The organism is Streptomyces africanus (assembly GCF_030816955.1).
Taxonomy (GTDB): Bacteria; Actinomycetota; Actinomycetes; order Streptomycetales; family Streptomycetaceae; genus Streptomyces; species Streptomyces africanus.
This window is the reverse complement of the sequence record NZ_JAUSYP010000001.1, coordinates 3,328,402-3,340,952: the sequence shown is the minus strand read 5'-3', so window position 1 is coordinate 3,340,952 and position 12,551 is coordinate 3,328,402. Positions and strand designations below refer to the sequence as shown.

Below are 12,551 nucleotides of genomic sequence, written 5' to 3'. Positions count from 1 at the left end.
CCGCGAGCCCCCTCCGTAGTGCGAAAATGGGCGGCACTATGGCTAAGGAAAAAGGGCGCAAGCTGATCGCGCAGAACAAGAAGGCGCGGCACGACTACCTCATCATCGACACCTACGAGGCCGGTCTGGTCCTCACCGGCACCGAGGTGAAGTCGCTGCGCCAGGGACGGGCGTCGCTGGTCGACGGCTTCGTACAGATGGACGGGCACGAGGCGTGGCTGTACAACGTGCACGTGCCCGAGTACAGCCAGGGCACGTGGACCAACCACAGCGCGCGGCGCAAGCGGAAGCTGCTGCTGCACCGCGAGGAGATCGACAAGCTGGAGTCGAAGTCGCAGGAGACGGGTCACACCATCGTGCCCCTCGCCCTGTACTTCAAGGACGGCCGTGCCAAGGTCGAGATCGCGCTGGCGAAGGGCAAGAAGGAGTACGACAAGCGCCAGACGCTCCGCGAGAAGCAGGACCGGCGCGAGGCCGAGCGGGTGATCTCGGCGGTGCGGCGCAAGCAGCGGGCGTAGGCCCCCGGGGGCCCCTGGGAATACGCTGGCATCGACCCGCGTTGGTCACGTACGATGGCACCTGCGCCTCACAGCGGGTGCAAGCCCCTCTCGCGGGGGCGACGATTGAAAAATCAACATGGGGATGATCGGTTTCGACAGCGGCTGTCGAAGCAGGGGAAGCGTGTCGAGGAAGCGGCCATGATCTCGTAAACCACAGGCCGAAAAAAATAATCGCCAATTCCAAGCGATCCATCTCCCAGGGCGAGCTCGCCCTCGCTGCCTGATCTTCAGGTAGCGAGCAGCGGCTCCCCTACTTAAGGGAGTGTCAGCCCGGGGGTGTTCCCGACCCGGATCCTGGCATCATTTAGGGAACTAAACCTTGATCCCGGTCACGGGGTGAAGAGGGAAACCACACAGTGACTGGGCCCGTCGGAGACTTGTCGGCGTGATCTCCGGGGCCGAGAAAAGCACAGCCGACTGCACACGGAGAAGCCCTGATTCCACACCGTTGGACGCGGGTTCGATTCCCGCCATCTCCACTCATCCCATGTGGGCACAGGCCCCGTCGCTTCGAGCGGCGGGGCTTTTGTCATGCGCGGATGTCATGCGCGGGTGTCCCGCGCGGACACGGAAGACCGGGTGGTCCGCCGGGTCGGCACTGCCGTCCGCACTCACCCTAGTGTGAGCCCCATGCGCGCCCGGCCCGTTGTGGTGTGCCGCCCCATATCGAGGCGCCGTTCACGCTTCTACGGTCCGTCGGCATGACACACACCAGGACCCACACAGGGACACGCACCAGAGCCGCACGCCGTCCTCTCCTCCTCGCGACCCTCCTGGTCGCCCTCCTCGCCGCTTTACTCACGCCGGGCCGAGCGGAGGCCGCCTCCCTGCAGGAGGTCACCGGGTTCGGGACCGATCCCGGTGCCCTTCGCATGTTCCGGTACGTGCCTGACGGCCTGCCCGCCGGGCGGCCCGTCGTCGTCGCGCTGCACGGATGCACGCAGAACGCCTCCGGCTACGGCACCGGCAGCGGCTGGATCCAGCTCGCCGACCGCTGGGGCTTCTCCGTCGTGCTGCCGCAGCAGCAGACCGCCAACAACGCGTCGAGTTGCTTCGACTGGTTCCAGAGCGGGGACATGCAGCGCGGGCAGGGCGAGGCCGCCTCGATCGCGCAGATGGTCGACCGGCAGCTCGCCGACGTCACCGGTGACGCCTCGCGCGTGTACGTCACCGGGCTGTCCGCCGGGGGCGGTATGACCGCCGTGATGATGGCGGCGTACCCGGAGAAGTTCGCCGCCGGCGGCGTCGTCGCGGGACTGCCGTACGGATGCGCGCAGGCCGCCGGGTCGCCGTACGTCTGCATGTATGTCGGCGCCACCCAGACCGCGCGGCAGTGGGGCGACCGGGTGCGGGCCGCCCGGCCCGGGTACGGCGGCCCCTGGCCCACGCTGACCGTGTTCCAGGGCACGGCCGACTACACCGTGAAGCCCGTCAACATGACCGATCTGGCCAAGCAGTGGACCGACGTCCACGGGGCCGACCAGACGGCCGACGTCAGCGACACCGTGGCCGGGTATCCCCACCAGGTCTTCGAGGACGCCGATGGGCACGCCGTCGTGGAGACGTACAGCATCAGCGGCATGGGACACGGGCAGCCCGTCGATCCCGGGAGCGGGAGCGAGCAGTGCGGGACGGCGGGGGCGTACATCCTCGACGTGAACCTGTGCGCCGCCTACCGGCTCGGACGGGCCTGGGGCCTCGGCTGAACCGAGCACGGCGCCGCGTGTCAGGCGTCGCGCGGCGCCGTGCTCGCCCGTTCCGTCAGCCGCGGTGCCAGCAGGGTCGCCTCCGGTACGTCCGTGTCGCCGCCCAGTTTCCGCATCAGCAGCTCCACCGCCCGCGTGCCCACCTCCGCCGACGGCAGGGCGACCGAGGTGACGGGAGGAGCAGGACGTCGTGGTCGTAGCCGCGCGCTGTCGTCACGACCGACACCGCGAACCGCATGACCACCGGGACGTGGATGCCGGCTCTCAACGGCACCACCAGCGCCAGCACGTTCGCCTTGCTGCCGGCCAGCGCACGGGCGCCCGCGTGCACGCACGGGCGCCCGGCAGCCCGAAGAGACGGCGGTACGCGGTGAGTTGCGGCATGCGCCCACCGTCACCCGGAGGCGACCGGGCGGTCCAACACCTGTTCCGTGCGGAATCACGCACCCGGGTTGTAGGACTGGCGGTAAATGTTCGCTGCCTGTTCTTCATACAGCGATATGGAGAGTCCTTAATCGCGCATGGAAAAGATGCTCAACGGGGAAATCCTTCACTCTTTTGCCGCGCATCCGCCGAAGTGGGCCGACGTTAGTCGGTACATGACCGAGGCGACCAGGAAAGAAGGCTGGGCGGTAACGCTCGGCCCCTACACCTACATTCCCGCTCCAGCACACTCGTCGGCCACCGTCAACGGCACGCTCACCAAGGGCGGTTGCCCGGTCGCGCTCCAGGTGACCGAGCCGGTTCTGCGCGCTTTCATCGACACCATGAGCGTGCTGGAAAAGGATCTCGCCCGGCGGTGGATCAGTGCGACGGAATGGCCCGCTTTCGCGCTCGCCGAATAGTCGGGCCGCGCTATGTACGACAAAGGTTTCGAGGGCACCGGCCGGCACCGGGCGCCCACCCGGGACTTCGTGACCCCGCTGACGCCCCCGGATCCGACCTGGGACCCGGCGGAGGAACTGGCGTTCATCCTCGAGGAGGCGCTCGGGGAGCAGGAGGCGAGGATCCCCGCCCCGCGTGACGCGGCACCGGCCGCCCCCGCGGACCCGGCCCCGGGCGAGCGCATGCAGCGGCTCCAGGACATCACCGAGGAACTGCCGCCCGTGCGGGAGGTGCACCGGCGGCACCGCAAGGTCCGGACCCGCAGAGCCCCCCGCGTGCTCCGCACGACCAGCTTCCTCATCGCCGCCCTGACGGCCGTCATCGCCTCCGCGGTGGGCCTCCTGAGCGGCATGGTCGCCTACGACCCGCTGCGCCTGGTCGCCGCGTCCCCCGCGGAGCGCAGCCTGCGCACCTGGTGGCCCCTGCTGGTGTACGGGCCCTGGCTGGTGGCCTCCCTGTCCGTCCTGCGGGCCGCGCTGCACCAGCGCCGTGCCGTGCACTCCTGGTGTGTGGTGCTGGTCTTCTCGTGTGTCGCCGTGCTGCTGTGCGTCGTCCAGGCGCCGAGGACCGTCCTCGGTACCGCGGCCGCTGCCCTGCCCGGACTGGCGGCGCTGGCGTGCTTCCAGCAGGTCGTCCGCCAGATCACGCTGACGCGCCCGCCTGTGCGTACGGTGCCCCGGCATCGGCTGGGGCAGGTGCCGTCGAGGGAATGTCGCGGTGGGGACGGCCCGGGGGGTCAGGTGGCCGGGGCGGGCCAGTGTGCGGGTGAGGGCGACGGCGAGGGGCCCGATAAGGCCGCCGGGGGCTGCGGGGGCACGTCGCCGCTGTAGGTTCACGGCATGTCCGGCCACCTCGATCCCCGACTCCTGCGTGCCTTCGTCACCGTCGCCGAGGAACTGCACTTCACCCGTGCCGCGGTGCGTCTCCACACGGCCCAGCAGGCGCTGAGCCGGGACGTGTGACGGCTGGAGCGGGAGCTGGGCGCCGAGTTGTTCGTGCGGACCACCCGGCGGGTGACGCTCACGCCCGACGGAGAGCGGCTGCTGCCGTACGCCCGCCGCGTGCTCCAGGCGCAGGAGGAGCTGCTCGGCGCCTTCGACCAGGCCCGGCCCCTGCTGGTGGACCTCGACTCGCCGGGGCTGGCCACACCGCGCCGCGTGCTGCACCGGGCCCGTGAACTCGCCCCCGGGCACGAGCTGATGGCCCGCTACGAGAGCGGCCTGACCGGGGCCGCCGGGGAGTTGCTCGCGGGCCGGCTGGACGCGTCGTTCGGACGGTTCGCCGGACTGGACCCGGTGCTGCGGGCCGGGCTCGACCACCAGCCCGTGCGGTACGAGCCGATGGCGGTCGTGCTGCCGGAGGACCACCGGCTGGCGTCGCTGGCTCGGGTGCCGCTCGCCGAGCTGGCCGGCGAGACCGTCTACGCGGGCGCCGGCAATCCCCGCACGCCGGAGTGGACCGGCCTCGCTCGGCTGCTGTTCGAGGGACGGGGCATCGAAATCGCGCCACCGGCGCCACTGGCCGTCGGGGAGGAGGAGTTCCAGCGGATCATGGCCCGTACGCGTCACCCGGTCCTGGCCGTCGTGGGCTTCCCGGCCCTGCCGGCGACGGTGTCACGTCCCCTGGTCGATCCCGTTCCGCTCTCTCCCGTGTCGCTGGTGTGGCGCAGAGGTTTGAGGCACCCCGGGCTCGACGCGCTGCGGCGGGCGGCGGCGCGGCTCGCGGCGGAGGAGGGGTGGCTGCAAAGGCCCGTCGGAGGGTGGGTTCCGGCCACCGATGATGTCCTCATGGTGTCTCGCGACTGACACGATTCGGCACGCCGTCAACACACAACCTCCGCGTGCGCTACATTCGACGTCTGGGCACGGTGTGGTAATGGGGGCGCTTGGGACGGGTTGGGGACCCGGTCCGAACGACGGGTGCTCAGGTCGCAAGCGCACCTGAACCATCCCGTGGGGGGAAGTGCGTGCGTGTGGAACCGTGGCGAGAAGACGCCCAACCCGAATGGCCCGAGGTCGCAGCGGCGACCGGTGAACTCCTCGCGGACGGCAGAGCCCGGGACCGGAGAGCCACCCAGGTCTTCTCCGGCGGCGACGTCCAGATGACGGGCACGCGCCCGTCCGCCGGCACGGACGTGACGGAGATACTGCGCGGCATTCCCCGGCAGAGCGAGGGCGAGGCCGACTCGTACGCTGCGGGTCCCGGTACCCGGCCGGCCGTCCGCGACCCCTGGCAGGAGGACGTCGGCCCGGTCGGGCACGCCCGGGCCGGGCATGCTCACGACCCGCACGAGGTCACCGTCCAGCTCGACGCCGTCCAGCTCGGGGACGGGTTCGTACGGCAAGCCAAGGAAGGCACCGGTGCGGGCACCGCCGACCGGCCCGTCTTCGTGGACGAGTCCGGTCGCCGCAGCCGTCGCCTCCGCCGGATCGGCATAGCCATCGCCCTGGTCTGCGGGGTCTACGCCGTCGTCATCGTCGCCACGGTGCTGTCGGGCAACTCCAACGCCCCCTGGCTGCCCGTGCCGGGCCAGCGGGAAGGCCGGCCGGCCGGGCAGGTCGACACCCCGCCGCAGCCCACGGAGTCGGCCCCGGCCGGTGACACGGGCGTCACCGTCCCGGGCAGCGCGCCGGCGACCGACGAGGCCACGGCACCTGCGTCCGGCCCCAGCGCCCTCGAACCCGCGGCCTCCGCGGGCCCGGGCCGTTCCGGCACGACCGCCAGGCCCTCGCCGACGGCGACCCCGACCGCACCGGCCCCGGGGAAGGGCGTGACCGACCCGACCCCGACCAAGCCGGCGGACCCGCCGACCACGCCGACGACCGACCCGACGCCGACGGTCGAGCCCACGCCGGAACCGACCGAGCCCACGGGCGCCGGCGACGGCGGCGGCACCGACACGGTCGCCGAAGGCCCGCCCGAGACGCCGCCCGTCGCCCAGCCACCCGTCGCGGAGCCGCCCGCCGCGGAGCCGCCCGCCGCCTAGAGGGTGTCCGCAAAGCCCCGCCTGCCCTGCGACGCCCGGCACGCTCCCCCAAGCTTTTCGCGCAACAGGGGGTATCCCCAGAGCACGCACCGAACGCCGCAGGGCCCGCCCTCCGGGCGGACGACGGGACTTCGCGGACACCCCATGGGCCCGGCGCGAGGCCGGCGTCCGCCGCGTCCGCCCTCAGGGGAGATCCGGGGGAAGGGCGCTCCGGCGCCCCAGATCTCAGGCCCAGAGCTCCTGGTCCCGCTGGAGCGGAGGGACCTGATGACGCCGCTGAGCATGCCGGCACCGTCCCCGCACCACCCCGTCCCCGCAGCACTTCGTCCCCGCAACACCCCGGAGTACCACCACCCATGGCATCCCATACCCGCCGTTCCGGGCCCGCGCCGCGAGCCCGTGGCGGCTCCAGGCGCCGCCTGCCCCTGCGCCTGCTGCTACCCCTGCTCGTCCTCGTCGCGCTGATGGCCATGCTCATGCTGCGCGGTTACGTGCACAGCGAGATCCTCGCCGACCACCGGGTCCGGCCGCCCGCCGCCACCGACCAGGTGCCGGAGAAGATCATGAACGGCGGCCCGGTCATCGATACCCGCAGCGGCCGCACGGAGAGCCTGCGCGTGCCCGACCGCCGTCTGGTCCTCACCTTCGACGACGGCCCGGACCCGATCTGGACGCCGAAGGTCCTGGACGTACTGAAGGAGCACGACGCGCACGCCGTCTTCTTCGTCACCGGCACCATGGCCTCGCGCTACCCGGACCTGGTCCGGCGCATCGTCGAGGAAGGCCACGAGGTCGGTCTGCACACCTTCAACCACCCCGACCTGTCCTACCAGTCCAAGAAGCGCATCGACTGGGAGCTGTCCCAGAACCAACTCGCCCTCTCGGGCGCGGCGGGCATCCGCACCTCCCTCTTCCGGCCGCCGTACTCCTCCTTCGCCGACGCCATGGACAACAGGTCCTGGCCGGTGACCGAGTACATCGGCCGCCGCGGCTACATCACCGTCGTCAACAACACCGACAGCGAGGACTGGCGCAAGCCCGGCGTCGCCGAGATCGTCCGCCGTGCCACGCCCAAGGGCGGCAAGGGCGCGATCGTCCTGATGCACGACTCCGGCGGCGACCGGCACCAGACCGTCGCGGCACTGGACCGCATGCTGCCCGACCTGCGCGAGCAGGGTTACGCGTTCGACAACCTCACCGAGGCCCTCGACGCCCCGAGCGCGCACTCCCAGGTCACCGGCCTCGACCAGTGGAAGGGCACGGCGTGGATCTTCCTGGTCCAGGCCTCGGAGCACCTCACCGACGGGCTGGTCGTCGGCCTCGCGATCGTCGGCACCCTCGTCATCGGCCGCTTCGTGTTGATGCTGCTGCTCTCCGGGGTGCACGCACGCCGGGTGCGCCGCCGCGGCTTCCGCTGGGGAGCGCCGGTCACCGAACCGGTGTCGGTCCTGGTCCCGGCGTACAACGAGGCCAAGTGCATCGAGAACACGGTCCGTTCCCTCGCCGCCAGTGACCACCCCATCGAGGTCCTCGTCATCGACGACGGCTCCTCCGACGGCACGGCACGGATCGTAGAGGCCATGGGCCTGCCCAACGTCCGGGTGGTCCGCCAGCTCAACGCGGGCAAGCCGGCCGCGCTCAACCGCGGTGTGGCCAACGCCCGCTACGACCTGATCGTGATGATGGACGGCGACACGGTCTTCGAACCGTCCACCGTGCGTGAACTGGTGCAGCCCTTCGGCGACCCGCGGGTGGGCGCGGTAGCGGGCAACGCCAAGGTCGGCAACAAGGACACCCTCATCGGCGCCTGGCAGCACATCGAGTACGTGATGGGCTTCAACCTCGACCGCCGCATGTACGACGTCCTGCGCTGCATGCCGACGATCCCCGGCGCGGTCGGGGCGTTCCGCCGCAGCGCGCTGGAACGGGTCGGCGGCATGAGCGACGACACGCTCGCCGAGGACACCGACATCACGATGGCCCTGCACCGCGACGGCTGGCGCGTGGTCTACGCGGAGAACGCCCGTGCCTGGACCGAGGCGCCGGAGACGGTCCAGCAGCTGTGGTCCCAGCGCTACCGCTGGTCGTACGGCACCATGCAGGCCATCTGGAAGCACCGCCGGGCCCTGGTCGACAAGGGCCCCTCGGGCCGCTTCGGCCGTGTCGGCCTGCCGCTGGTGTCCCTCTTCATGGTCGTGGCGCCCCTGCTGGCCCCGCTGATCGACGTGTTCCTCGTCTACGGCCTCGTGTTCGGCCCCACCCAGAAGACGATCACGGCGTGGCTCGGCGTCCTGGCGATCCAGGCGGTCTGCGCGGCCTACGCCTTCCGACTAGATCGTGAGCGCATGACCCACCTCGTCTCCCTGCCCTTGCAGCAGATCCTCTACCGACAGCTCATGTATGTCGTCCTGCTCCAGTCCTGGATCACCGCCCTCACCGGCGGCCGGCTGCGCTGGCAGAAGCTGCGGCGCACCGGTGTCGTCGACGCGCCCGGCGGCGGCCCCGTGCCGCGCCAGCGGTCCCAGAGCAGCGGCGAGCGGAGGCCGGTGGCATGACCCACGGAAACTCGATCCCCACGTCATCGGCGGCGTCCGGCATGCCGGGGCCGCCGTCGTACGGCATCCCGCAGCAGCGCACGACGGATCCCGCGGCCACGGGCGAAACTGCCCCGGACACGGCGCCGCGCCAGGGCGGCGGCCGTGACCGCTACCTGGACCTGCTGCGCTCGATCGCCCTGGTCCGTGTCGTCGTCTACCACCTGTTCGGCTGGGCGTGGCTGACGGTGCTGTTCCCCTCGATGGGCGTGATGTTCGCGCTGGCGGGCTCCCTGATGGCGCGCTCGCTGAAGCGCCCGGCGCTCGGAGTGATCCGGGGCCGGATCCGTCGGCTCCTGCCCCCGCTCTGGGCGTTCGGCGTGGTGGTGCTGGCGATGATGTTCGCGGGCGGCTGGAACCCGCTGAAGGACCCGGACCACGGAGGCACCTGGGGCCTGATCGACCTGGTCAACTACGTCTTCCCTGTCGGCGCCCCGCCCTTCCCCTGGCACCTCGGCGCCAAGTCCGGCCTGCTGGAGGACACCTGGGCGGTGCAGGCGGCCGGTCCGCTGTGGTACCTGCGGGCCTACCTGTGGTTCGTCATCGCCTCCCCGCTGCTGCTGTGGGCGTTCCGCCGGGCACCGTGGCCGACGCTGCTGGCGCCCCTGGGCCTCACGGCGGTCGTCGGCACGGGCCTGGTGAAGATCCCCGGCGAGACGGGCAACGCGGTGACGGACTTCGCGGTCTACGGCGGCTGCTGGGTCCTGGGCTTCGCCCACCACGAGGGCCTGCTCAAGCAGATCCCCCGCTACCTGTCGATCTCCTGCGCGGCCCTGCTGATGGCCTTCGGCCTGTGGTGGGCCTCCGGCCACCTGGGCCCCGACGGCTGGGACCTGAACGACATCCCCCTGGCCCAGGCAGCCTGGTCCTTCGGCTTCGTGGTCGTCCTGCTCCAGTACTCCCCGTCCTGGCGCGCACTCCCGGGCCGCCTCGCCAGGTGGGACGGACTCGTGACCCTCTCCAACAACCGGGCCGTCACGATCTACCTCTGGCACAACCTCCTCATCATGGCCACGGTCCCGATCCTCGACCTCCTCTACGAACTGCCGTTCCTCCAGGGCGATGGCGCGGTCTCCGCCCTGGACACCACGTACACGATCTGGATGTTCGTCCTGGTCTGGCCCCTGATCGGCGCGGCGACCCTCGCGTTCGGCTGGGTCGAGGACGTCGCGGCGAAGCGGAAACCCCGGTTGTGGCCGAAAAGTGAGCCTCGGGTGAGGGTTCGTGGCAGCCGGAGGCGCTCGGCATCCGGAAGCTAAGCTGACCCGTCATCGGCGGGGGCGGACGATGAGCGGCCCTTTCCGAGGGGTTCCTTTTCGGTCCAGGTGAGAGAACGACAGTGACACAGGCACGGACAGCACAACCGGCCGGACCGCGCGCGCCGGTCTTCGGGCTGATCACGCCCGAGGACTGGTACCGCATTCCGCTCCTGCCCGCCGACCGCCGCGAGGCGTCCGTGAGCGCCCTGGTCAAGCGGCAGTTCGCGGGCGTCGACGACCAGCCCGTACTGCGCCGCAAGGCCGAGGAGCAGCTGCTCGGCACGGCCGACGCCGCCGTCCAGCAGGGCGGCGTGGTGCTGTACCTGTCGTTCCTGGAGGCCGGTGGCATCCCGCTGTCGGCGTCCCTGCTGGTCTCCCGCCTGTACGAGAGGTTCGACGGCCTCGACGCCGTCGCCGCCCTGGCCGGCTCCGGCGAGGTCACGCTGGAGACGCTGCCCGCCGTGGGGCGCGTGGCCCGGCTGCGGCGGCAGGAGCGGACGAAGCAGTCGCGCAAGCTGGGCTCCGAGTTCGAGGACACCGTCGTCGAGTACTTCGTGCCGGTCCCGGACCGCGACGAGGTGCTGATGCTGACGTTCAGCACACCGCTGGAGCCGATCGCGGACGCCATGGTGGAGTTGTTCGACGCGGTGGCCGGAACCTTGCGCTGGCAGCACCGCCAGGAGGAGCGGACGGGGGAGGAGCGGGAGTGAGCGGGAAGCTCAGGGTCTCGACCCAGGATCTCGAGACGGCCGGAACCGGCCTGCGGACGGTGGCGACCGAGCTGGAAGGGCTCGACAAGCTCATGGACGCCTACGACCGCCGCACGGTCGGCCACCAGGGGCTGCACGACCGGCTGCAGGAGTTCTCCGACGGCTGGGACGACAACCGCAAGAAGATGATCGAGGAGATCCAGGGGCTCGGGACGATGGCCAAGGAGGCCGGGAAGGCGTACACCGCGCTCGACACCGCGCTGTACGACGCGCTCACGGGCAAGGGGAAGAAGAAGTGACCCGCCCCGCCGACCACCGGTGGGAGGTGCTGGGCGAGAGCGGTGACCCCGTGCCCGGCGACGTCACCGACATGAAGGCCCTCGCCCGCCGGTTCACGGCCACCGCCGAGACCATCACCAAGACCGCCGACGCGCTGCGCCGGATCGGCAACCTGGAGAGCTGGGACTCCGAGGCCGGCCGCGCCTTCGCCGAGAAGGCGAACGACACCGCCAAGACCGTGAGCAAGGCCTACGACCGCTACGCGGACGCCGGAGTCGCCCTCAAGGACTACTCCACCGACCTGGAGACCATCCAGGAGGAGGCGGACAAACTCCTCAGCCAGGCGGAGACCAAGCACAACAGCCTCTCCACCGCCAAGTCCAAGGCGGACAACCCGCCGAAGGGCACCGACGACGCCGGGCAGGGCAAGCTCGACAAGGCCGTCACCGACCTCCAGGAGGGGCTGGACGGGCTGCGCGGCCAGCTCGACAAGCTGAAGACCCGTCACAAGGAGGCCGGCGACAAGGCCGCCAAGCGCATCCACGACACCACCGAGGGCGACGGCCTCAACGACGGCTGGCTGGACGACCTGCGCGACACCCTGAAGATGGTCAGCGACATCGCGGGAGCCATCGCCGCCGTCTGCGGGGTGCTGTCCCTGCTCGTCGGCTGGATCCCCGTCATCGGACAGGCCCTGGCCGGAGTGCTCGGCACCATCGCCCTGGTCATGACGGCGGTCTCCCTGGTCTGCCATGTGCTGCTCGCCATCAACGGCGACGGCTCCTGGGGCGACGTGGCGATCGACGCGCTGGGCCTCGCCACGTTCGGCATCGGGCGCGTCTTCTCCGCGGGCGGCAAGGCCGCCGCCACCGTCGGCCGCAGCCGCGTCTGGACGGCGGCCACGCAGTACGTGCGCGGCTGGAACCCGGGCATGAGTTCGGCCGCGCGCCGCGCGCTCGTCGAGTCCATGGTCGGGGCACGGGCCGGAGCACGCCCCGGGGCGGCCCTGCCCGACGTGGGCCTGCGGGCGGCCTTCCGCGGCCTGCCGAGCTCCTTCGCGGACGACCTGGCGAGCATCCGGGGCAACTGGCGGGACCTGTTCAAGGTCGGCGACAACCTCTCGGCGGCCCGCGACGCCTACAACGCCGCCGGAGCCCGCGGCCTGGCGAGCATGTACGCGGGGCCGGGCATGGTCGACGAACTCGCGCGCATCAAGAACATCGACCCGGCGGACCTGCGGTTCATCGGCACGCCCGACGCGTTCAAGCAGGCCATGGCCTACAACGCCATCGGTCTCGGCGGCACCGGGACGGGCGCGGCCTCCGACACCAACAGCTTCGTCGGCCTGTTCGGCGGCGAGCCGGAGATCGACGTCACCGGCCCGGACGCGTCCCTGGCCGGACGGTGAGCCCGGCCATGACGAACCCGGCGGACTGGCGGGAGTGCCGGGTGGCTCTGCCCCGCCCACCAGAACTGGCTGGTCCTGGACCTGCGCAGCGAGGAGCCCGAGACGTGGGCGCGCACCCTGGCCGAACAGCACCTCGGCGGTGACGTCCCCGAGCCGTGGCGGGA

At 71.3% G+C, this 12,551-nt stretch carries 11 protein-coding genes, 1 other RNA gene and 1 pseudogene; 12 read left to right on the top strand and 1 reads right to left on the bottom strand.

Going from position 1 to position 12,551, the window contains the following annotated elements; translation table 11 throughout:
• Nucleotides 1–38: 38 nt before the first annotated feature.
• The 3 genes from smpB (at nucleotide 39) to QF034_RS15390 (ending at nucleotide 2,266) form a co-directional block, all read left to right on the top strand.
• Nucleotides 39–518, top strand: coding sequence for an SsrA-binding protein SmpB (smpB, locus tag QF034_RS15400; protein ID WP_010039871.1), 480 nt, complete (start codon nucleotides 39–41; stop codon nucleotides 516–518).
• A 120-nt stretch (nucleotides 519–638) separates the two neighbouring features.
• Nucleotides 639–1,042: a transfer-messenger RNA gene (gene ssrA, locus QF034_RS15395) on the top strand.
• A gap of 219 nt (nucleotides 1,043–1,261) precedes the next feature.
• Nucleotides 1,262–2,266 (top strand): extracellular catalytic domain type 1 short-chain-length polyhydroxyalkanoate depolymerase, encoded by a 1,005-nt coding sequence (locus tag QF034_RS15390; protein WP_307175503.1) that lies wholly within the window; start codon nucleotides 1,262–1,264, stop codon nucleotides 2,264–2,266.
• 20 nt (nucleotides 2,267–2,286) lie between these two features.
• On the opposite strand, the gene QF034_RS15385 is transcribed toward QF034_RS15390, so the two are convergent.
• Complete coding sequence (locus QF034_RS15385) at nucleotides 2,287–2,424, bottom strand: hypothetical protein (RefSeq protein ID WP_370880946.1); 138 nt, start codon at nucleotides 2,422–2,424, stop codon at nucleotides 2,287–2,289.
• Nucleotides 2,425–2,787: 363 nt separating this feature from the next.
• Between QF034_RS15385 and QF034_RS15375 the strand changes: the two genes are divergently transcribed.
• From QF034_RS15375 to QF034_RS15335, 9 genes and pseudogenes are all read left to right on the top strand, one after another.
• Entirely contained in the window at nucleotides 2,788–3,111 is a 324-nt protein-coding gene (locus QF034_RS15375; RefSeq protein ID WP_307175502.1) for a hypothetical protein, read from the top strand.
• 12 nt (nucleotides 3,112–3,123) lie between these two features.
• Nucleotides 3,124–3,981 carry a hypothetical protein gene (locus QF034_RS15370; protein WP_307175501.1) on the top strand — a complete coding sequence of 286 codons (858 nt, stop codon included), beginning with the start codon at nucleotides 3,124–3,126 and terminating at the stop codon, nucleotides 3,979–3,981.
• 9 nt (nucleotides 3,982–3,990) lie between these two features.
• Nucleotides 3,991–4,956: pseudogene (locus tag QF034_RS15365) on the top strand (LysR family transcriptional regulator).
• A 161-nt stretch (nucleotides 4,957–5,117) separates the two neighbouring features.
• Nucleotides 5,118–6,137 (top strand): hypothetical protein, encoded by a 1,020-nt coding sequence (locus tag QF034_RS15360; protein ID WP_307175500.1) that lies wholly within the window; start codon nucleotides 5,118–5,120, stop codon nucleotides 6,135–6,137.
• 356 nt (nucleotides 6,138–6,493) lie between these two features.
• Nucleotides 6,494–8,692, top strand: a complete 2,199-nt coding sequence (locus tag QF034_RS15355; RefSeq protein ID WP_307175499.1) for a bifunctional polysaccharide deacetylase/glycosyltransferase family 2 protein — start codon at nucleotides 6,494–6,496, stop codon at nucleotides 8,690–8,692.
• Nucleotides 8,689–9,990 (top strand): acyltransferase family protein, encoded by a 1,302-nt coding sequence (locus tag QF034_RS15350; RefSeq protein WP_307175498.1) that lies wholly within the window; start codon nucleotides 8,689–8,691, stop codon nucleotides 9,988–9,990. The genes QF034_RS15355 and QF034_RS15350 overlap by 4 nt, the downstream gene beginning before the upstream one ends.
• Nucleotides 9,991–10,070: 80 nt before the next feature.
• Nucleotides 10,071–10,700, top strand: coding sequence for a hypothetical protein (locus tag QF034_RS15345; protein ID WP_307175497.1), 630 nt, complete (start codon nucleotides 10,071–10,073; stop codon nucleotides 10,698–10,700).
• Complete coding sequence (locus QF034_RS15340; protein WP_307175496.1) at nucleotides 10,697–10,999, top strand: DUF6317 family protein; 303 nt, start codon at nucleotides 10,697–10,699, stop codon at nucleotides 10,997–10,999. Before QF034_RS15345 ends, QF034_RS15340 begins: the two co-directional genes overlap by 4 nt.
• Nucleotides 10,996–12,387, top strand: a complete 1,392-nt coding sequence (locus tag QF034_RS15335; RefSeq protein WP_307175495.1) for a hypothetical protein — start codon at nucleotides 10,996–10,998, stop codon at nucleotides 12,385–12,387. Before QF034_RS15340 ends, QF034_RS15335 begins: the two co-directional genes overlap by 4 nt.
• Nucleotides 12,388–12,551 lie beyond the last annotated feature (164 nt).